The sequence below is a fragment of the Pedobacter gandavensis genome (assembly GCF_032677645.1).
In the GTDB taxonomy this organism is placed as follows: Bacteria; Bacteroidota; Bacteroidia; order Sphingobacteriales; family Sphingobacteriaceae; genus Pedobacter; species Pedobacter gandavensis_A.
Map to the genome: position 1 here is coordinate 745388 of NZ_JAVTSB010000001.1, position 21499 is coordinate 766886.

General features: G+C 40.6%; 21 protein-coding genes. 5 read left to right on the plus strand and 16 right to left on the minus strand.

All coding sequences use genetic code 11. The features are described 5' to 3' along the window. Position 1 precedes the first annotated feature (1 nt). From R2Q66_RS03230 to fumC, 3 genes are read right to left on the minus strand one after another with little or no spacing between them, the layout of a single operon-like run. Positions 2–808 (minus strand): S1/P1 nuclease, encoded by an 807-nt coding sequence (locus R2Q66_RS03230; RefSeq protein ID WP_316746559.1) that lies wholly within the window; start codon positions 806–808, stop codon positions 2–4. 44 nt (positions 809–852) lie between these two features. Continuing rightward, positions 853–1347, minus strand: coding sequence for a fumarate hydratase (locus tag R2Q66_RS03235; RefSeq protein ID WP_316746560.1), 495 nt, complete (start codon positions 1345–1347; stop codon positions 853–855). Positions 1348–1366: 19 nt separating this feature from the next. Beyond that, positions 1367–2764: a class II fumarate hydratase gene (gene fumC / locus R2Q66_RS03240; protein ID WP_316746561.1), complete on the minus strand. Its 1398-nt coding sequence runs from the start codon at positions 2762–2764 to the stop codon at positions 1367–1369. A 333-nt stretch (positions 2765–3097) separates the two neighbouring features. Between fumC and R2Q66_RS03245 the strand changes: the two genes are divergently transcribed. Continuing rightward, entirely contained in the window at positions 3098–4315 is a 1218-nt protein-coding gene (locus R2Q66_RS03245) for a serine hydrolase domain-containing protein (RefSeq protein ID WP_316746562.1), read from the plus strand. An 18-nt stretch (positions 4316–4333) separates the two neighbouring features. Here the strand turns inward: R2Q66_RS03245 and recG are convergent, their stop codons facing one another. The 6 genes from recG to meaB form a co-directional block, all read right to left on the minus strand. Beyond that, positions 4334–6439, minus strand: coding sequence for an ATP-dependent DNA helicase RecG (gene recG, locus R2Q66_RS03250; protein WP_316746563.1), 2106 nt, complete (start codon positions 6437–6439; stop codon positions 4334–4336). 4 nt (positions 6440–6443) lie between these two features. Next, positions 6444–7355 (minus strand): EamA family transporter, encoded by a 912-nt coding sequence (locus R2Q66_RS03255; protein ID WP_316746564.1) that lies wholly within the window; start codon positions 7353–7355, stop codon positions 6444–6446. Positions 7356–7358: 3 nt separating this feature from the next. Beyond that, positions 7359–7745: a RidA family protein gene (locus R2Q66_RS03260; protein ID WP_316746565.1), complete on the minus strand. Its 387-nt coding sequence runs from the start codon at positions 7743–7745 to the stop codon at positions 7359–7361. 22 nt (positions 7746–7767) lie between these two features. Continuing rightward, positions 7768–7902: a DUF6728 family protein gene (locus R2Q66_RS03265; RefSeq protein ID WP_316746566.1), complete on the minus strand. Its 135-nt coding sequence runs from the start codon at positions 7900–7902 to the stop codon at positions 7768–7770. Positions 7903–7981: 79 nt separating this feature from the next. Continuing rightward, positions 7982–9307 (minus strand): OmpA family protein, encoded by a 1326-nt coding sequence (locus R2Q66_RS03270; RefSeq protein ID WP_316746614.1) that lies wholly within the window; start codon positions 9305–9307, stop codon positions 7982–7984. 411 nt (positions 9308–9718) lie between these two features. Continuing rightward, a complete protein-coding gene (meaB, locus tag R2Q66_RS03275; protein WP_316746567.1) occupies positions 9719–10612 on the minus strand; it encodes a methylmalonyl Co-A mutase-associated GTPase MeaB in 894 nt (297 codons plus the stop codon). 153 nt (positions 10613–10765) lie between these two features. Here meaB and R2Q66_RS03280 point away from each other — a divergent pair, with 153 nt between their 5' ends. The 4 genes from R2Q66_RS03280 to R2Q66_RS03295 are packed head-to-tail and all read left to right on the plus strand — an operon-like array spanning position 10766 to position 14917. Beyond that, complete coding sequence (locus R2Q66_RS03280; RefSeq protein WP_316746568.1) at positions 10766–12607, plus strand: ABC transporter ATP-binding protein; 1842 nt, start codon at positions 10766–10768, stop codon at positions 12605–12607. Positions 12608–12612: 5 nt separating this feature from the next. Then, positions 12613–13398, plus strand: a complete 786-nt coding sequence (locus R2Q66_RS03285; protein WP_316746569.1) for a glycosyltransferase family 2 protein — start codon at positions 12613–12615, stop codon at positions 13396–13398. Continuing rightward, positions 13379–14185 carry a glycosyltransferase family 2 protein gene (locus R2Q66_RS03290; protein ID WP_316746570.1) on the plus strand — a complete coding sequence of 269 codons (807 nt, stop codon included), beginning with the start codon at positions 13379–13381 and terminating at the stop codon, positions 14183–14185. Before R2Q66_RS03285 ends, R2Q66_RS03290 begins: the two co-directional genes overlap by 20 nt. Positions 14186–14197: 12 nt before the next feature. Beyond that, positions 14198–14917 carry a glycosyltransferase family 2 protein gene (locus R2Q66_RS03295; protein ID WP_316746571.1) on the plus strand — a complete coding sequence of 240 codons (720 nt, stop codon included), beginning with the start codon at positions 14198–14200 and terminating at the stop codon, positions 14915–14917. Here the strand turns inward: R2Q66_RS03295 and R2Q66_RS03300 are convergent. Genes R2Q66_RS03300 through R2Q66_RS03330 form a run of 7 tightly spaced genes read right to left on the minus strand, consistent with a single transcriptional unit; the run spans position 14914 to position 21477 of the window. After that, the gene (locus R2Q66_RS03300; RefSeq protein ID WP_316746572.1) at positions 14914–16011 is read right to left on the minus strand and encodes a glycosyltransferase family 1 protein; all 1098 of its coding nucleotides are present in this window, start codon (positions 16009–16011) and stop codon (positions 14914–14916) included. The two genes, R2Q66_RS03295 and R2Q66_RS03300, sit on opposite strands and share 4 nt — an antisense overlap. Before the next feature lie 27 nt (positions 16012–16038). Then, the gene (gene rffA / locus R2Q66_RS03305; RefSeq protein ID WP_316746573.1) at positions 16039–17175 is read right to left on the minus strand and encodes a dTDP-4-amino-4,6-dideoxygalactose transaminase; all 1137 of its coding nucleotides are present in this window, start codon (positions 17173–17175) and stop codon (positions 16039–16041) included. 16 nt (positions 17176–17191) lie between these two features. Continuing rightward, the gene (locus R2Q66_RS03310; RefSeq protein ID WP_316746574.1) at positions 17192–17911 is read right to left on the minus strand and encodes a GNAT family N-acetyltransferase; all 720 of its coding nucleotides are present in this window, start codon (positions 17909–17911) and stop codon (positions 17192–17194) included. After that, positions 17911–19083: a TDP-N-acetylfucosamine:lipid II N-acetylfucosaminyltransferase gene (locus R2Q66_RS03315; RefSeq protein WP_316746575.1), complete on the minus strand. Its 1173-nt coding sequence runs from the start codon at positions 19081–19083 to the stop codon at positions 17911–17913. Before R2Q66_RS03315 ends, R2Q66_RS03310 begins: the two co-directional genes overlap by 1 nt. A gap of 8 nt (positions 19084–19091) precedes the next feature. Beyond that, positions 19092–20174: a DegT/DnrJ/EryC1/StrS family aminotransferase gene (locus R2Q66_RS03320; RefSeq protein ID WP_316746576.1), complete on the minus strand. Its 1083-nt coding sequence runs from the start codon at positions 20172–20174 to the stop codon at positions 19092–19094. Further along, positions 20171–20536 (minus strand): FdtA/QdtA family cupin domain-containing protein, encoded by a 366-nt coding sequence (locus R2Q66_RS03325; protein WP_316746577.1) that lies wholly within the window; start codon positions 20534–20536, stop codon positions 20171–20173. Before R2Q66_RS03325 ends, R2Q66_RS03320 begins: the two co-directional genes overlap by 4 nt. Next, a complete protein-coding gene (locus R2Q66_RS03330) occupies positions 20536–21477 on the minus strand; it encodes a glycosyl transferase (RefSeq protein WP_316746578.1) in 942 nt (313 codons plus the stop codon). The genes R2Q66_RS03325 and R2Q66_RS03330 overlap by 1 nt, the downstream gene beginning before the upstream one ends. Between the last annotated feature and the right edge of the window lie 22 nt (positions 21478–21499).

Here is a 21499-nt window from a genome sequence, read left to right on the forward strand (position 1 = left end):
ATTAGCTATAGATTTCGTTTAGGATATTGGCTAAACAGATACCACCTTTCAGCAATTGTGCATCCAGCAGACCTGCGAAGTCATAATTGTATTTGTAGCTTAATTTCGATTCTGGTTTAGTTTCTGCATAGATTTTATTGCAGGCCTCATAAGAACCATAAACGAAATCTTTTAAAGAATTACTTTTCCATGTGGTCAGTTGTTCTTTAGTCGGGTGATTAATCGCATCAGCATATTCCGTATAGCTTAACTGCTGGTAACCGATTAAGGCTTCATCCCAAACCTTGTGCAGGTTAGATTTTTCACCGAACCAGGTCACATAGACCTTATTACCACCAAGATCTTCTTTACGTGCAGTGTGCATTGGCTGATTTAAATCGCCAACCATATGAACCAACATGCGCATGGCCAACACTTTCTGATCTGGAGTACTTGCCTCGTTTTTCAGGATAGCAGTCATTTCCAATACCTTGTTGTATACATTGGCTTCCTTATTTGTATCCAGGAAGTTAAAAACACCTGGTTTATCTAGTCCGCCAGGCAGGTTTACGAAATGCCAGTTGTACATATAATTATAAGCGGTATCAGATTTAATGAAATCACCCCAGTTACTCGCCATGGCCAGACTTTCGGATCCCAATACACCTCTAACGCCTTTAAGGGCTTTTTTTGACAGGTGACTTTCTGCAACTTGTCCGACGATACGGTGGCCAAGCATTCCCCATGCATTTGCATTTAGAGGCAGGTACGCCATAACCGCAACGGTTAAGGCAACTTTCAATGATCTTTTGATAGATTTTGTGTTCATTAGAATTCGTATTTAGAGCGCGTTTATTTTTATAACAGGATTACTTATAACGCTTTGGGTTCGCAAACGATCTTTTCTTTCAAGACCAGGTTGCATTCCCTTTGGTCACTGGCATTCACCAGCGACAATTTATTTGGTTCGAAGGACTTGACAAAAAAGCTTCTCACATATCTTCCGATCTGATAGCAACCGACTACCTTTTGTTTATAATTGGCCTTGGTATAAGTGCCTTCCAGAATCAGACTGTCGTTGCGGACCTCATAAACTCCTTTGGCATATTCTTTCCAAACGCCATTGTTAAAACAAGAATCAGAATAGTAATTCACTTTGGAGTGCGTTATTAAATCTACGTAGAACGAATCACAGGTAAATTTAAACTTATGCTGCGTATAATTCAGCAGCTCCTCCTTATGGGGAATACTATCCTGATTCCAAACACCCTGTAAAAAAGCCTCACCTTTTCCTTGTACATTCGGCAGTCTGGTGCAAGCAGCAAACAGGCCTGAAATCAGTAAAAGGGTTAACATCAATCTCCACATATCCGGGTATTTTTATAAATTATTTTAAACTGCCAACCATATCTTCCGGGCGCACCCACTCGTCGAATTGCTCGCCGGTTAGTAAAGCCAGTTCAATTGCTGCTGCACGTAACGTTTTATTTTCTTTATGGGCTTTCTTAGCGATTTTAGCCGCATTTTCGTAACCTACATAAGGGTTTAAAGCAGTAACCAACATTAGAGAATTCTCTAAGTGTTTTTTAATTTCCGGTAAGTTTGGTAAAATACCTTCTGCACATTTATCATTGAAAGAAACGCAGGCATCACCGATCAAACGGCCCGATTGTAATACATTAGCTGCAATCACCGGTTTAAACACATTCAGTTCAAAATGACCATTGCTACCACCAATACCTACAGTGACATCGTTACCCATTACCTGCGCACAAACCATCGTTAATGCTTCTGGTTGTGTAGGATTAACTTTACCTGGCATGATAGAAGAACCCGGCTCATTGTCTGGGATGATGATTTCACCGATACCACAACGTGGACCAGAGCTCAACATTCTGATGTCATTACCAATTTTCATTAAAGCAACCGCAGTACGTTTGTAAGCCGCCGACAATTCTACCATCGCATCATGTGCTGCTAAGGCTTCAAATTTATTCGGAGCCGTTACAAAAGGAAGTCCGGTAAGGTCTGCGATTTTAGCAGCTACCAATACATCATATCCTTTTGGCGTGTTTAATCCTGTACCAACAGCTGTACCACCAAGCGCAAGCTCAGCAATCATCACTAAAGCATTTTTGATGGCTCTAACGCTGTTGTCAATCTGTTGTACATATCCTGAAAATTCCTGTCCTAAAGTTAAAGGCGTAGCATCCATAAAGTGGGTACGGCCGGTTTTAACGATGTCGCTGAATTCTGCTACTTTCACACTTAAAGTGTGGCGTAATTTTTCTAATCCCGGAATGGTAATTTCTACTGCTTGTTTGTAAGCAGCGATGTGCATTGCTGTTGGATAAGTATCATTGGAAGATTGTGATTTGTTCACATCATCATTCGGGTGCAAAACTTTAGCTGCATCGGCAAGTGTACCACCGTTTAGTACATGCGCACGGTTGGCAATCACCTCATTTGCGTTCATGTTACTTTGCGTTCCCGAACCTGTTTGCCAGATTACTAAAGGGAACTGCTCATCTAAAGTACCAGCGATCACCTCATCACATGCCAAAGCAATTAATGCTGCTTTTTCTGCAGTTAATACGCCTAACTCTGTATTTGCTAAGGCTGCTGCTTTCTTCAGGTAACCAAAAGCATGTATGATTTCCTTTGGCATCGAAGCTTCCGGACCTATTTTAAAATTATTACGTGAACGTTCAGTTTGAGCCCCCCAATATTTATCGGCAGGTACCTGCACTTCACCCATGGTATCGTGTTCAGTTCTAAAATTCATAGTGTTTTTTTTGTGATGACAAATTTAGTTTTTTATAATTTAATGGTAGCGCTATTCTCCAATGTCCTGATGCTGTAAAGAAAAATTTACGCAGCAGCAACAGTAAACCAGGCTTTCTTTTTTTAAGGAATCTGCTGCCAGATCTTCCGAAGGCCTGAATATCCCGGAAACCGAAAGCAGAATCCAGGAAAAATCCCCTGTAAAACGCTCATTTGAACAAATGTAGGCAATTTCGGAGGCTAAATAATAGGCGCTGATAATGTTTAAAACTCTTTTACGTTTAAAAGGTTAATATTCCTTATTTTTCGGGTCTTTAAAGCACCATCATTATTCATGACGTATCGTAATATTCTAGCCGTAGCTTCAGTAGCCACATTATTATTCTTTTCCTGTTCAAATTCTAAAAAACCCGCGGTACTTGCAGAGCCAAGTAAAGAGCGAACGGTGGAAGATGACAAGGCCGACAGCTTGCTGTTGGTGTATAATCCTGCCAAAGGCGATAAATGGATTGCTGACTTTGTACAGAACCTACATAAAAAATACGGCTTTAACGGCAATATGCTGGTTGCCAAAGATGGCAAGATTCTTTACGAAAAAGCAATTGGATGGGCAGATTACCTACACCGCGACAGCTTAAAGATCAATTCTGAATTTGAACTGGCTTCTATCACCAAAACCTTTACCGGAACGGCGATCATGCAATTGATTGAGCAGGGAAAATTAAAGCTGACAGATGATGTGAAGAAATTTTACCCGAACTTTCCTTATGAGGGAATCAATGTTAAATTGCTCCTGACCCACCGTAGCGGGATGATGAACTACGTTTATTTTACAGATGGCATCTGGAAAGACAAGAAAAAACCAATGAGCAATAATGATGTCATGAACCTGATTGCCGAGTATAAGCCTAACCGCTATACTAAACCCGACAACCGTTTTCATTACAACAACTCCAATTACATGGTATTGGCAGCAATCATCGAAAAGGTGACCGGCAAGCCTTACTCGGATTATATGATGGAGCATATTTTCAAACCTGCGGGAATGAAAAACACACACGTTTACTCTACTACGGTATACCCTAAAATCCCTGTGGATGTTGTTGGTCACGATCGCAGCTGGAGATATTCTGTAGTACAGAACTTCCTGGATGGCCCTGTTGGTGATAAGGGAATTTACAGTACGATACACGATTTAGTATTGTATGACAAAGCCTTAAAGAATGGCCGTTTATTAACTAAAGCAAGTTTAGATTCTGCTTATACCGGCCATAACAAAGCAATCAATGGTCATTTCAACTACGGTTACGGCTGGAGAATGTTTGATGGCGAGAATGGTAGAAAAGTAGTGTACCACACGGGATGGTGGCATGGTTTCAGACACATCTATGTGCGTGATGTACAAAAGAACATTGTGGTGATCTTCCTGGGTAACTTAACCAATGGCAGCTTAATGCATTTAGACGAACTCTATAAACACCTTGGCATGCCGGTTATCAGAAAAGGCGCATATACTGGCACAGGGTCAATACCTGGCAGCGACGAGGATTAAAATCGCGGCAGCTCCGAATTAAGAAATTTTATCTAAAGCAATACCTCTGCTTCTTTTAGCGAGGTATGTTTTTAAAAGACTGTTTTCCGGGAGTTCCAGCTGTGGATCTCCCGCGAGAATATCGATTACAGTGGCTCTCGCCTCCTGTAAAATCAATTGATCTGTTGCCAGATTGGCCAGTTTCAATTCCAATACTCCACTTTGTTGAGTACCGGTCAGGTCTCCGGGACCGCGCAATTGCAAATCAATCTCCGAAATCTCAAAACCATTATTGGTCTTTACCATGGTATCTAAACGAAGACGACCATCTGCACCCAGTTTATTACCCGACATCAGGATACAAAAAGACTGTTCTGCCCCCCTGCCCACACGTCCACGCAACTGATGGAGCTGTGAAAGCCCAAAACGTTCCGCATTCTCAATGATCATAATCGAGGCATTCGGCACGTTTACCCCAACCTCAATTACCGTAGTAGCTACCATAATCTGGCTTTTACCATCGATAAACTGCTGCATTTCGAACTGCTTCTCGGCATTTTTCATCTGACCATGGACAATACTGATCTGAAAATCCGGGCGGGGAAACTGATAGCTCATTTGCTCAATTCCAGCTTCGAGATTCAAAAGATCCAGTTTCTCACTTTCTTTGATCAAGGGATAAACCACGTAAACTTGTCGGCCTTTAGCGATTTCTTCCCGCATAAAACCAAACATCCGCAGTCGCTGACCTTCAAAGAAATGACGGGTATCAATCGGTTTTCTACCTACCGGCAGTTCATCAATCGAAGAAACATCAAGGTCTCCATATAGCGTCATGGCCAGGGTACGTGGAATCGGCGTGGCGGTCATCACCAGGATATGCGGTGGGATCACGTTTTTACGCCAGAGTTTAGCGCGTTGTTCTACCCCAAAGCGGTGTTGCTCATCAATCACCACTAAAGCGAGGTTTTTGAACACTACTTTATCTTCAATCAAGGCATGGGTTCCGACCAGGATATCTATTTCTCCGGCTTCCAGTTCCGCATGCAATTGTGTGCGTTGTTTTTTGGTACTACTTCCCGTCAGGATGCCAACTCTGGCCAGACGACCCGCTAAAAGCGAAGTGATAGATTCATAATGCTGACGCGCCAGAATCTCCGTAGGTGCCATCATACAAGCCTGGAAACCATTGTCCTTAGCCAGCAACATACTCATCAGGGCCACAACCGTTTTCCCGCTTCCTACATCCCCTTGCACCAGGCGGTTCATCTGAACACCACGCTGCGTATCTGTCCGGATTTCTTTAATAACCCGCTTCTGCGCGCCTGTAAGTTCAAAAGGGAGTATATCCTTATAAAAAGTATTTACACTATCTCCTACCGCATTAAAAGGATGCCCTTTAAACTTCCATTCCCTGATTTGCTTGTTGTGCAACAGCTGTAGCTGGATATAGAAAAGTTCTTCAAATTTTAACCGGCGTTCTGCACCTTTTAAAGCCTTCACATCCCTTGGAAAATGGATGCTCAGGATCGCTTCTTTTTTAGTCACCATCTGGTATTTATCCAGAATATAAGCCGGCAGACTTTCCTTCACTTCGCCCAGGTTTTGTTCGATCACCAGGGCCTGAAGTTTCTGAATCCCTTTACTATCGAGGAAGAATTTCTTTAACTTTTCTGTGGAATTATAAACGGGCTGCAGCCTTAAATTTCCGGTGATGGTGGCTGGTCTTGGATAGTTTTCCAGCTCCGGATGGGAGATGCTAAATCCGCCGTTAAAAGCGGTTGGCTTCCCAAAAACGATATATACCTTGCCACGCTGTACATTTTCATCTACATATTTCAGACTTTGAAACCAGACCAGTTCGATAGAGCCGGTTTCATCGGTAAGGCGGGCAACGATTCTCTTTTTATGTTTCTCCCCAATCTGTTCTTTTCCGGTAATCCGACCCAACACCTGGACGTAGGGTAATTCGCTGTTCAGCTCATTTACCTTATAAAAACGGGTACGGTCGATGTAACGAAAAGGAAAATAATTGAGCAGGTGATCGTAGGTGAAAATACGCAACTCCTTTTGCAGGAGTTCCGCACGTTTAGGCCCTACGCCTTTAAGATATTCGATGGTAGTATCTAGATTGGAAGCAAACAAGACCTTAAATGTTTTTTTTCCTAAAGGTAAGGATATCTTTAATGATGCTCCAATTAAATACGATAACAGAGACCACCAGCAGCAAATAAGCGATCAGTTTATTGGAATCTACCTGTTCTCCGAAGTAAAAGATGGCTACGTTAAAGGCGATAATGGGATTTACATAAATGATGATCCCTAAAGTAGAAGAAGGTATTCCGATCAGCGCATATAAGCTGAGGAAAAGGGGGATGATGGTAAAGAATACCGCCACGACAATGATATTGCTCCAGAACCAGGCAGAATCAGGAATACCGCCATGTTGAAACAGGTAAAAGGGCAGCATCAGAATCACGGCAAGAGCAATTTGCGAAGCCAGTACATTGAGCTTATCCAGGTTTTGCATTTTCCGTTGAATGATCAGGTAAAATGCATATAGGGAAGCAATGATGACCGACCACATCACCTCTACAAAGGAACCGCTGGCCAGCAGGATGATACTCCCTAAAGCGATGGCCAGGGAGATCAGTTTTAGCTTCGATAAATGTTCTTTGAGGAGGATGAACCCACCAAACGCAGTAATCAATGGGCAAACCATATAAGCAAAGGCTGCCGATTGAAGACTGACATTATTGACTGCATAAATATAAGTGTACCAGTTTGAAGTGAGCAGGACTGTAGAGGCCGCAATTTGCAGGGCCACCGTGTTCTTATCCTTTCTGCTTAAACCAGCCAGGTAATCCAGGTCTTTTCTAATTTGCTTTTTCCTGAATACCAGTATCGCAATCCACAGAAAAACCAGAGAAGTAAAGATCCGGTAATAGAGGATTTCCTCGGAAGGAAAAGCCTTTAAATTTCTTAGTGGAATGGAGAAAAACCCCCAGATAGCGAAAGACAGGATGCCCGCAAAGAAGTACCTCAGATTAGATTTACCCAAAACTTATCCTTTAGAAGCGATGATAGAAATTTCTACGTTTACACCTTTAGGCAAGCCTTTAACGGCAACGGTTTCACGTGCAGGGAAATTGCTTTTGCTATCGAAATAAGAACCGTATACCTCATTCACTTCAGCAAACAAAGCCATATCAGTTAAGAATATAGTCGTCTTAATGACATCACCGAAGGTATAAGAAGCTTCCAATAAAACAGCTTTAATATTTCTCATCACCTGATGTGTTTCTTCAGAGATGGAAGTCATGTTTAGTTCACCATTTTGCGGATTGATTGCGATCTGGCCTGATAAGAAAAGGAAACCATTTGCTTTTACAGCCTGGCTGTAAGGACCAATCGGAGCTGGTGCATCGTCGGTATTGAATATTTGCTTCATAATTATATGGGTTTATTTTGTTCTAGGAAAGCCAGCTGATCAGCTTATACAGCAGGCCAGCTACGAAAACTGCGATTGCAACGGCATTAATGACGTGCATAATTTTCAGGTTGATATTGGTTGGTCGGTTCGGATCTTTCTTTCTAAATAGATACATACACCGGCAAATGTAGGCATAAAAAAAAGAGAGCTTCAAAAATGAAGCCCTCTTTTTTTTAATATTTACTTAGAGATAATTAGTCTCTAGCAGATTCAACGCGACGGTTTTGGATACGACCTTCTTCAGTATCGTTAGAAGCGATTGGATTAGCTTCACCATGACCTTTAGTGATTACTTGTTTAGCATTAACTCCAGAGTTAACTAAGTAAGTTTTCACAGAGTTAGCTCTGTCTTTAGATAATTTTAAGTTGTAAGCAGCAGTACCTTCAGATGAAGCATAACCGTTTACAGTTACTTTACCACCACCATCACGCAATACAGAAGATAATTTATCTAAAGTAGGGTATGAATCAGTTTTAAGAACTGAAGAGTTAAATTCAAATTGGATTCTTTCGAAACCAGTTACATTTGAAGCGTCAACAACAGCAACTTCTACTTTAGGTAGAGGACATCCTGAACCGTCAACAGCAACACCTGCTGGAGTACCTGCACATTTATCGAATTGATCAGAAACACCGTCTCCATCAGAATCTTTTTTCAAATCTTCAACAGATTTTTCAACGCTAGATACACGAACTTTTAATGCTTCAACTTCTTGACGTAATGAAGGATCTTTCAATTCATCATACATTAAAGCTAAAGGATTAACCCAGTCAAGGTTTGGTTTAGATTTCGAACCCAGAGAGAATTCAAGACCTGCATAACCGTATGAGAATTTATCTTTAGTAGTTGCTTTAGCATATACTCCGTCAAAATTATCACCATCGATGAAGTGCATAGTGTAACCTAAGTTAAATGACACACGGTCAGATACTTTAAATTTAACACCTGCTCCAACTGGAATGTAAGCTTCTTTTACGAAGTCTTTATCTTTGTCTTCACCAAATTTACCTTTGTTGTCAACACCATTAACGATTGGGTTGTAAGCAACTAAACCGTAACCAGCAGTTACGAAGAAGTTTACTGAGTTCTCACGACGTAAGAAATCTACAGTAGCTACATTAACAACACCTCTTAAGTCAATAGAGTATTGCATTTCAGTTTCGAAATCTTTGATACCAGCTGGAAGCGCACCTGCAACTTGTTTGTTAGTACCAGAAACTTTTCCACGGAAAATGTTACCTTCTAATCCGAATGCATGACCTAGTTGTTTTCTTAAAGATAAACCGTAACCTAAGTTCACGTCAGCACGGTTGAAATCGTTAGTACCACCGATAGCTAAGAATGGAGATAAAACACCACCGTTAACACCAATAGACCAAGATCTGTACTGACCTCTTCCACCAAATACCTTGGCTGAAGAAGAAGTAGCTGGAGTTTCTTGTGCATTAGCAAGAGTCGTTGCTCCCATTAATGCTACGAAAGATACCGCAACACCCTTTTTTAAAGTAGAATAATTCATAATTTTCTTTTTTAAGGTTAAACAAATTAATTGTATAATTTTTTGCGTAGCAAAACTAAACAATTTTTTAAATTCCCACAATAGATATACAAACTCCGTTCCAAAGTTTCCAGGCATGACTAATCGGCTAAAACTAAAGCGGCTATACGCTCCTATTTTTCCAAATAAGAATATACAAATGAAGATATGCTTTTGTTTTAAAAAATTAAAACACACTGAAAAACAAGGCGATAAGCATATTTTTGTCAAAAAATTGAGCCTTTATACCCAAAACCAGGTATAAAGTGTAAAAAACACACCGAATAAAAAATCAGGGTATAAAATTTTCCTCTTTTGACAAAAATGTCCTGCCGGGCTTAAGCCAGAATCCTTTTTTCCAGACAATGCGTGTAGACAACCGATCCGGGAATCTTAAGACCTCGTCCAGTTATCAGTAAATTTATAAATATTAAAGTCCGGTTCTTTCAGCGCGGCAGTGATGGCAAGCAACAGCGCTTGCTTGTCTAAACCGGCCATCCGGTAATGTTGAATAATCTTCAGCGCCTTTTCTGCCATTAAAAAAGGCCGGCGTGGATTATCCGCTAAAGTGGGTTCGAGCAACCAGCTACAGAGTTCTGTAACGCCGGTATCTTTGTCTGCCACAGTTTTAAACACAGGAATTTGCTGATGTTGCTGATACACCAGCTTCTTTAGGTTATTGGCAAAAGTATCGGCACCTTCCCGATCGGCCTTGTTCACCACAAAAGCCTGGGCCACTTCCATCAGACCGGATTTGATATGCTGGATCTCATCTCCGGATTCCGGAACAAGCACAACGACCGTTTTATCTGCCAATCCGGCAATTTCCACTTCCGATTGCCCTACGCCTACCGTTTCCACGAAGATCACGTCGAAGTTGGCGGCCTTAATCACATCCACCATTTCTATGGTTTTGGCAGAAATCCCACCCAAAGCACCACGTGTTGCAATAGACCTTATATATACGTTAGGATTATTGAAGTGTTGAGACATCCGGATACGGTCGCCCAGCAAAGAACCAAAGTTGAAAGGGGAAGTCGGATCTACCGCCAGAATAGCGATTCTTTTATTTTGTTCCGTTAAGTGTTTCGTGATGGCATTAACCAGCGTGCTTTTCCCTGCGCCGGGAGGGCCGGTGATCCCAATCACAGGCGTCTGATTTAACTCCAGAGACCGCAATAGTTCTGCCGCAGGGGCAATATCATTTTCCACCAGCGTTAATGCTCTGGCCAAAGCGATAAAAGACGCTTGTGTAATTCCTTTCAGCAGGCCCTCCTTATTAATCATTCCTAAAAATTGTTTGATGCAAAAAACAGAATTATATACAATAATAAGGAATCAAATCAATACTCCGGAAAGATCCCGCCCGAAATCAGCCTTCCCTGGTCCTGTTTTATACCTGCATGTAATTATGTACCTTTGGGAAATTTTAAATTCTTGATGAAAGACTATTTCAGGTTACTATCCTTTGCAAAACCAATAGAAAAGTTTGCAATCCCTTATGTGTTTGCAACACTTCTATATATTTTATTTAACACGTTAAATCTGGCCTTACTGGCCCCTTTATTAGACACCTTATTTAACCATAAAAAGGCTGTTGAAGTTGCTGTAGCAGCAGCTCCTGCGATTACTGAAGAGAAATCCTGGTGGGACATCATGGCTAAATTCAGAGAGTTAACAGATTATTTTATTTTGAATTATGGTGATGCACAAGCCTTAAAGTATGTCTGTCTGATGATTGTGGCTTCTGTTTTCCTATCCAACATTTTCAGATATCTATCTGCAAAAACAATGGAGGATCTACGGGTACATACCTTGTTGAATTTACGTAAAAATGTGTTCAACAATGTAATGAACTTACATTTAGGTTACTTCAACAGTCAGCGTAAAGGCGATATCATCTCTAAAGTGTCCTCTGATGTACAGGTTGTTCAATTCACCGTAACCAATACGCTGCAGGTTGTATTTAAAGAACCGGTAACGCTCATTGTATATATTGTGCTACTTTTTTCTATCTCAGTAAAACTGACACTTTTTTCTTTACTGATCATTCCGCTTTCCGGATTAATCATTGCCAAAATTGTAAAACGTTTAAGACAACAGGCTACACAGGCACATGAAACTTTTGCCAATATGATTGGATACCTTGATGAGGCACTCTCGGGGATTAAAATTGTGAAAGCATTTAATGCTACGGACTATGTAAAAGACAGGTTCCATCAGGAAAACGTGAAGTATTCGAACATTACCAGAAAGATGGTTCGAAGACAACAACTGGCTTCTCCGGTCTCCGAATTCCTTGGCGTGATGATGGTCGCAGGAATTGTATATTTTGGTGGCTCCTTAGTTTTAACCGGAAAATCCGACTTAACCTCCTCAGAGTTCATTGCCTATATTGCTATATTCTCTCAGGTGATGAGACCAGCAAAAGCACTTTCTGATGCTTTCAGTGGGATACACAGTGGTCTTGCCGCAGGGAAAAGAGTGCTTGACCTGATTGATGAGAAACCAGAAATTGTAGATAGTCCAAAGGCAATCGAAATAAAATCTTTCAATTCGTCTATCGTTTTACAAGATGTTTCCTTCTCTTATGGGGAGAAAAAGATATTAGATCATATCAATATAGAAATCCCCAAAGGTAAAACGGTTGCCCTTGTTGGCCCGTCTGGTGGTGGTAAATCTACGCTGATGGATCTGATCCCTAGATTTATTGAGCCACAGGAAGGTAAAATCCTGATTGATGGGATAGACATACGAGAGGTAAAAGTAGCATCCTTGCGGAGCCAGATGGGTTTTGTGAACCAGGAATCTATTTTATTTAACGACACCATATTTAACAATATTGCTTTTGCAAAACCTGATGCCACAGCTGATGAAGTGATGGCAGCCGCCAAAATTGCCAATGCACATGACTTTATTATGAATACCGACGAAGGTTACGAAACCTCTATCGGGGATCGTGGAATTCGTTTATCAGGTGGACAAAGACAAAGGCTATGTATTGCCAGAGCCATACTTGGTAATCCTCCTTTGATGCTGTTAGATGAAGCAACCTCGGCGCTGGACACTGAATCAGAAAAACTGGTCCAGGATGCTTTGTATAAGCTGATGGAAAACAGAACTTCCTTAATCATTGCGCATCGTTTATCAACGATTCAAAATGCGGACCTGATTGTGGTGGTAGAAAATGGCAAAGTGATCGAATCCGGAAGTCATAGCGAACTGCTTAACTACAACGGATTATACAGAAGGTTAATTGATATGCAAACTTTTTCAGAATAACCGATATGCTTGCAGTTTCTCTTATTGTAGCAACTTATAACTGGCCAAAAGCCCTTGATTTATGCCTGCAAAGTATTCAAAATCAAACACAACTTCCTTTAGAAGTCTTGATTGCTGATGATGGATCAGGCGAAGAAACCAAGGCTTTAATTCAAAAGCTACAAAAAAACTTTCCTGTTCCCCTGCTACACATCTGGCATGAGGACAATGGATTCAGAAAATCAATTGTATTAAACAAAGCCATAAAAAGCAGTTCAGGAAGCTATATTGTACAAGTAGATGGGGATGTCATTTTGAATCCTCATTTTATCGAGGACCATTACAGCGTCATAGAGCAGGGTTTCTTTGTCCGCGGAACACGTGCGCACATCTCAGAAGCGCGGATTTCTCAGGTTTACAAACAGCAAATCACCCGGTTTAACTGGCTGTCACCAGGCATTATCAACCGCTTCAATGCCATTCGTTTTCCTTTACTGGCCTTCCTGCTGGAGAAAAAAAGAAACAACTCAAATAGTGTTAGAGGAAGTAATCTGGCTTATTGGAAATCGGATTTCATCCTGATCAATGGCTACAACAATGACTTACAGGGTTGGGGTCATGAAGATGAAGAACTGGCGGCTAGATTTATCAATAATGGAATCCTAAAAAAGATAGTGAAATTCAAAGCGGTTCAATTTCATCTTTCTCATCCTGAGGCTTCCAGAACAAATGAATCTCATCATGCTGATGCGGTACGCTATACGCTTCAACATCAATTAAAAACCTGTGCCAATGGTTACCAACAAGCCTAGTATCTCTCTTCTTATTGCGACATACAACTGGCCGGAGGCCCTGAACCTTTGTTTAGCCAGTGTCCTGAATCAACGGTTGATGCCGGATGAAATCATTATTGCCGACGATGGTTCAAGAGCAGAGACCACTGATCTGATCGAAAGTTTCCGGTCAAAATTCAGCATCCCTCTAATCCATGTATGGCAGGAAGACAATGGATTTCAATTGTCTAAAATCAGGAATAAAGCGATCGCAAAAGCTTCAAAGGAATATATTGTTCAGGTTGATGGAGATCTGATTCTGGAAGAAAACTTTATTGCAGACCATGCCAGATTTGCACAGACCGGGACCTTCGTCTCTGGAACCCGGGTACAGATGTCTGACGCATTGTCGAAAAAACTTATTGCGGAACAGCGTACAGCTGTTTCTGTCTTTTCAAAAGGCATCACAAATTTCTCCAATGGCTTAAGAAGCTATCCGGCAAGCACTTTCCTGGCCAGTAGATATAAGGCAAAGCAAATGACTTACGTTAGAGGCTGTAATATGGCTTTCTGGAGAAAAGATCTGCTAAATGTGAATGGTTATAATGAAGCGATTGTAGGCTGGGGAAGAGAAGACAGCGAATTGGCAATCAGGCTCATCAATTCAGGAATTCGCAAAAGAATATTAAAATTTGGTGCCGTTGTTTTTCATATTTATCATCCCGAAGCGCAGAGAAACCAACTGAGCATCAATGATGCGATATTAAGCGACACCATTACAAATCAGGTGAAAACCTGTAAAACAGGTTTATCACAATATCTATAATTACCCCTCATCATGAATAAAATATCCATTATCATTGTCACCTATAATGCCGAAAAGGACCTGCAAGCTTGTCTTGATAGCATCAAGCAACAAACGTATAGTCCATTAGAAGTGGTTATCGTAGATGGAGCAAGTACAGACGGCACCCTTGATATCATCAAACAGAATCCGGATGTGGTTAGCAAATGGATAAGTGAAAAAGACAACGGTATTTATGATGCGATGAACAAGGCGCTTAAAATGATCACCGGAGACTGGGTTTATTTCATCGGCGCTGACGATACGCTACTTCCGGATTTCGACAAAATGGCGAAGGTACTTAAAGATCCGAACACCATTTACTATGGAAGTGTGCTGGCAAGAGGAGGCAAATACTTAGGCCATCTGACCCCATACAGTCAGGCAAAAACAGGGATTTGCCACCAAGCTATGATTTACCCTAAAATAGTATTTGATAAATATACTTTTGATCCACGCTTCCGCATTTCAGCAGATCATCATCTGAATATGAAATGCTATGCAGATCCAGCGATTAACATTGAATTTGTAGACTACATCATTGCCAATTTCAACCATACAGGAATTTCTTCTGTCCAAAAAGACGCCTTATTTGAAAAGCAAAAGGCACAATTAATTTTGAAGTATTTCGGTGTAAAAATCTGGGCAAGATTTGTATTTAAGCTTTTAAAATGGAAGCTACTGAACAGAAAAGAGCCTAACAGAGCGGATTAATTCTTTCCGCACTTTTTGTAGACTGCTATTGTTCTGGCCACACAATCTTCCATGCTAAACTCTTTTAACCGGTTTCTGCCGGAGACAATGAGCCGGGTAGAAAGCTCCTGATCTGACAGCACCTGTAAAAAGGCATCTGCCATCTGCTGAGGATCCTTCGGATCAAAGAACAGGGCTGCATCTGCGGCTACTTCTACAAAAGACGGCGTATCACTGAGTACTACCGGACAATCAGCCTCAAAAGCTTCCAGAATTGGCAATCCAAAACCTTCATATAAGGATGGGTAGGCAAACAACCTCGCCTTTTTATAGATCCAGTACAGCCCCTCGTCGCTGGCCTGGTACTGCCCTGTGCGTGCTAATATCCCTAATTTTTGGAGTGCTGCACGTTCAGATTCAGTAAACACCCCTCCTCCCGTACAAACCAGGTGTAAGGTTTCGTCTTTTTGCATCAGCAAAGCCATGGCGTCTGAAAAAAGACCGAAGTTTTTGTAATCATCTCTACTCCCTACAAAAAGGACGTAGTTTTCAGGCAGGTCCAGCGCTGGTTCATTTTCATTTCGAATGGGCGTATGCCCATGATAAATTACCGTAATTTTTTCTTCAGGCACCTCCAGAAAGCGCATTAAATCCTGCTTTGTGGTTTCAGAAATTGCAATGATATGCGTTGCAGCAGCGATCACCTTACGCTTATTCTGAGGGGTATGGTCTAATGCCCCAAAATACTGAGGATACAATTCATAAATCATATCATGAACGGTAATGACAAACTTTTTCTCAAGAAACTTCAGAAAATACGGGTTATAATAAGTTGGATGGAACAAATCATAATCTCCTTTTTTAATACAGAATTTGCTGTAGTTCTTGTTCCATTTGGTCAGCCTTTTGGGGTTTTTAAAGAGCAACCTCCATGCAGCATGATCAAATTTCCATTTCTTTTTATCCTTCAGGTAGTAATTATTCGTAAACAGTACCGATACTTTTTCCTTCATTTCGGGATAAGCTTTCATCCCGGAAATCAGGTTAGCAAAATACCTGGATATTCCACCAAATTTTTGTGCATCAAACATCTGGTAGTCGTACAAAATTTTCATGCGCTTAGATTAAATAATAGCTATTGATTACAAAGACCGTTGCGCATAGAATTCCTTAATAGAATCTGCAATATAACTGACCTGTTGCTGCTCCAATTCATAGAACAAAGGTAATCTCAACAGACATTCCGTATAATGATCTGCGTGATCCAGCATCCTTCCGTCATGTTTATCCGCAAAATAAGGGGAGGTATGCAGGGAAATATAATGGAATACCGAATGTATTTTATGGGCATTGAGGTGTGTAATCAGCGCTGTTCTTTCTGCTGCATCCTTACAGATCAGGTAAAACATGTGTGCATTATTGGTTCCATAAGCAGGAACGAAAGGCAGCTTCAATTGCCCCTGGTCCTGAAGCACCTGTAGTTCCTGGAAATACAAATTCCAAAGCGATTTTCTTCGCTGCTGAATGTCTTCCAGGTTTTCCATTTGCGCATATAAAAATGCGGCAGTAATTTCTGAGGGCAGGAAAGAAGAACCGATATCTACCCAACCATATTTATTTACTTCACCTCTAAAAAAGGAAGACCTGTTGGTTCCCTTTTCCCAGATGATTTCTGCACGGTCTGCAAATCTTGCATCATTAATTACGAGCATCCCACCTTCACCGGCAATAATGTTTTTTGTCTCATGGAAAGAAAAAGCGGAAAGATGCCCAAAGCTACCCAGGGGTTTGCCATTACAATAAGAATCTATAGCCTGGGCAGCATCTTCTACGACCAATAGATTATACTTTTCGGCGATGGTCATTATTTTTTCCATATCACAGGCCATTCCGGCATAATGAACCGGAACAATTGCCTTTGTTTTAGGCGTAATTAAGCCTTCTAACAAGTCCGCATCCAAATTAGGGGAATCTGTCTCGCTATCGGCGAAAACCACTTTAGCCCCTCTTAAAATAAAAGGATTTGCAGAGGATACAAAAGTATAAGATGGCATGATGACCTCATCACCCGGTTGGATATCAATTAAAATAGCGGCCATTTCCAGGGCATCGGTACAACTGGTGGTCAGTAATACTTTCGCAAACTGATACTGTTGTTCCATCAACTTTTGGCATTTCTCCGTATATATACCGTTCCCGGATAACTTACCAGACATTACTGCCTGATACATATAATGCATTTCTTTTCCGGTTAGATAAGGCTTATTGAAAGGAATCATTAAAAATAATTAGTTGTTATAAACAAAAGTGGTAAAAATATTCTACTTTCCTCACCTCATAACCCGCAGAATGGTAGAGGGCACAGGCAGGAAGATTTGCGCCTTGCGTAACCACCTGTATTGCAGTCAGCATTTTTTCCTTTGAGAATACATCCGCTGCACTTAACAAGGCTTTACCAATTCCTTTACCACGTTCCCTGGCTTGTACCGCAACAATACCAATATCGGCTCTATTGTTTTTTGTACCTAAGGTGATCAATCCGGCAAGTTTCTGACCTATTTGATAAACCAGGACCCGATCAGCCAGCTGATGTTGGATAGCGTTTAATATCCATTGTTTGTATAAGTCATCACATTTTTCATTTTCAATCCGCGGATCGATCCTGTATCGGGAATATACGCCACTGGCCTGACTTAAATCAATCAATTCATTTAATGGCATATCGGCATTGTACTCCACAATTGCCGGATTTAGCGTTGCAGGACGGGGGTTCTCTTTGACAAAAGTTGTTTTTTTGTCTACTAGCAATCCATTAAATTCATGCAATATCCGATCAGACTCCAAAGGTTTTTCGCTGGAATAATAAACCAGTTTCGCTTTGGTGTTTAAGTTCAAAAGACAAAATTCCAATTCTTCGTCCGACAAACATCCGCCATTAATTTTTGCCACAGGGTAACCAAAAAACTCCGTATCCCATGTCAGCATTTCGTATTGTGCATTCATCGAATTAATCATTAGGCTAATGCATCTTTTAAAACCGCTTTCTTCTCTTCTATTCTAAACAGCTGATCAATTGCCTTGATATTATGTTGTATACTATCTGCTGTAGGTACACTTGAAAATTCATGAAAGCTCATTTCAGCTATGGTCGCAGAATTTCCCACCTGTACGTTATTTGTATTTAAAAGCTGATAGGTACTACTTCGCTCATGGATAAAGACTTTTTTACCACGATACAGCAGTGCGAGGGTATTTCCAGCAGCCTGTGTACGGTAATGGTTCATCACGGCAAGATCAACGTTATCTAAAATACTATAATAAGCATCCCTGTCCATAAAATTACGCAGTGCGATGACTTTATCCCGGCCAAAAATTTCTACCGCTCGTTTTTCTATCAGGTCACCGTATTTTTTATTGCCATAATTCAATGGAATCACCAATTTAATCGCTTCAGATTTAAACTTTTTTAGCGTTTCCAGTATTTCCATGTGATTATTAGTTGTCGTGTCAGAATTCCCGATTAAAATCGTTGTATATTCCTGCTTAATCTTTGCTTTAGCAACCAGTTCCTGAGCCGGAACGGGATTGAAATTATAGAAAAAGTACTTATAAACCGCTATAGTCTGATAATTTTTTAGAATCCAGTCAAAATCTAGAATATTCCAGTTGAAAAAATAATTAAGTCTGGCAAAAAAGGCGATTCTAGTCTCTAATACCTTTTGTTCATTGGCTTTATACTTCCAATATCTGTTGCTTAAAGTCCGGAATAACCGCTTTGGTTTTAGGGGATTCCATTTTACCTTAGGACGTTCCTCATATTTTTCAAAATACCTCAAAGACAGCCGTCCATAGATATCTTTTTTATAGATGGAGTAAGGTATTTCGACAATATCCCCACCCCAAAAGAACAAGCCTGTTTTTATCTTTTCCGGCAATTGAAGCACGAAGTTAATCGCGGCATCTGAGGCCCAGTGAATAAATACCTGATCATTTTCCTGAATATTTTTAATTGTCTCTAAAAACAGAGGACTATGATAAGGAGCAAAGATTGCCAGATCAGATTTTACATGCCTGATCTGATGAGGGCCCGCATCAATTATAAAGACATTTTGATTCGGTGCAGCAGCTTCTGCATCAATAATAAAATCATTAATAAACTTGTCGTCTATCATTAAGTGATAATTCATAGCTGATTTTAAAACCGGTTTAAAAGATCAATTACCTTTAGCACATCATTTTCATCATGTGAAAAAGAGATGGGTAGGCTTAAAGTCGTTTCGTGTATTTCGGTAGAAATGGGGAATTCTCCACTAATTAAGCCTTTCATCGCTTGCTGTTTATGCGGTGCAATTGGATAGTGAATTTCTGTTTTCACCTCATTTTCCAACAAATAACGTTTCAACTCATCTCGTCGGGGATGTCTGATGTTGAATATGTGGTACACATCATAAAAATCAGGATGAACATCCGGTAAAATGTAATCTGATTTCAGAAGACTTAAATACAGCGAGGCCAATTTCCTTTTATGAGTATTGATGTCATCGAGGTATTTCAATTTCAGGGATAGAAAACCTGCCTGTACTTCATCCAATCTGGAATTATAACCGGCAACTTCATTGATATATTTCTCTTTAGAGCCATAGTTTCTCAGCATTTTAATCTGAGCTGCCAGTTCCGCATCATTTGTGGTTAGCCCACCTGCATCACCTAATGCACCAAGATTTTTTGTAGGATAAAAGCTAAATGCGCCAAAATTACCGAAATTACCGGCTTTTTTACCTTTAAACATGGCACCATGTGCCTGCGCACAATCCTCAATCACCTTAAGCTGGTGCTGATCTGCTAAAGCCAGGATCGGGTCCATATCGCAAACCTTGCCATACAAATGCACCACCATAATTGCTTTGGTACGCTTAGTGATCTTTTCCGCGATCAATTTAGGATCAATATTATAGGTATGAATATCTGGTTCTACCAATATCGGTACCAATCCATTTTGGATGATAGATAAAATGGTAGCGATATAAGTGTTGGAAGGAACGATAACCTCATCACCCGGGCTAAAGCCGAAAGACCTTAAAGCCAGCGCAAGTCCATCCAGACCTGAAGCTAGTCCAACAAAATGAGAAGTCCCACAATAAGCAGCAAACTCCTGCTCAAATTTAGCGACATTCTTACCTAAGATATACCAGCCACTTTCTAAAGTATCATGAAAGCTAGCTTCAAACTCCGCAAAAAACGGACGGTTTAAATTCTTTAAATCCTCATATTCTATCATATGTAATCTTCATAAATATAGTCGTCCTTGTCAAAGTATTCCGAGGCCAAAACCATCAATATTGCATCTTTGGTAAAGTTTTTCATTTGATGCCAGTCTTTAGCTTCCAGGATCAGACATTTATCCGGACTGTCCAAAAGATAGTCTGTTTTATTCGTTCCATCATTATTGCTAATCACACAACTTCCCTGAATACAGATCGCTGCCTGGATAGTTTTATGATGTCTATGTCCGCCACGTACTGAGCCGTCAACTCCATAGATATAAAAGATACGCTTCATATCAAAAGGAATTACCTTTTCAATAACCGTAAGATTTCCACGTTCGTCCGTGAAAGTTTTCAAACAAATATCGTAAGCCATTATTTTGTTAAATATTTAGTGGAATAATAATTGTTTATATGTCCAAAGCAATGGAAATGGAACATTCTCCGCAGTGATTTTCTAATCCTGGGAATTTCCGTCACTTCATGAAAGTATTCTCCCCCTGTTAGGGTTAGCAATACATCTTTTGCTTCATTCAATGCCTGAACGTAAGGCTTATATATCGTTTTAATATCGGATTTTGTCAAGGTATAAGGTCCCAAAGACCAGGCCTTTTGTTCACAATACTTAAAATGATGAAAATGATAGAATACCAGTTCAAAACGTTTGCCGCCGGAAATTACCGTACCGGTTACGTTTGGGCCTTCTTTCCTGAAATCATATTGCTGAACATTCCATGGGGCTACTCCACCACCTAAATGCTGTAGCTCATGAACGCCTTCAAAACGCTCTGACCAGTCATCAAGATATTTCTGATCACCAAATTTACCATCTTCAATTCTGTTAAAGCACCATTCAATGCAGGCAGCCCTCCACCAGTCCAGTGCTTTCCTGCCGCGCAGATCATTTTTGAAATACACAAATTGCACACAATATCTACCATTTGTTTTTGATTGATCATATTCAGGGCTGTAGCGATGATCTGTAATTAACACCGATTCCTCAGCAGCCATTTCTGCAATTAATATTGCCGGATCGGAGAAAAACAGGAGGTCTGCATCAATATAAATACAAGAAGACAATTGATAGGTATGGAGACAATAGCTTACGGTAGCAGGCGTACAAGTCCAGCAATATTCTGCTGCTGTGCGACTTGCTTTTATATTCAATAACGATTCATCCTCAAATTCAGCTAAGGAAATTACCGTTGCTTTTTTTAAGTTAAGCTCGGTTAACAGTTCAAACGAGCGATCATCAAAGGCAAAGATATAGAGGTGAAAATCCGGGCATTGCTGCTCCAGGGAGCGATACATTGCCATTCCACGGGTTAGGTAAACCGAG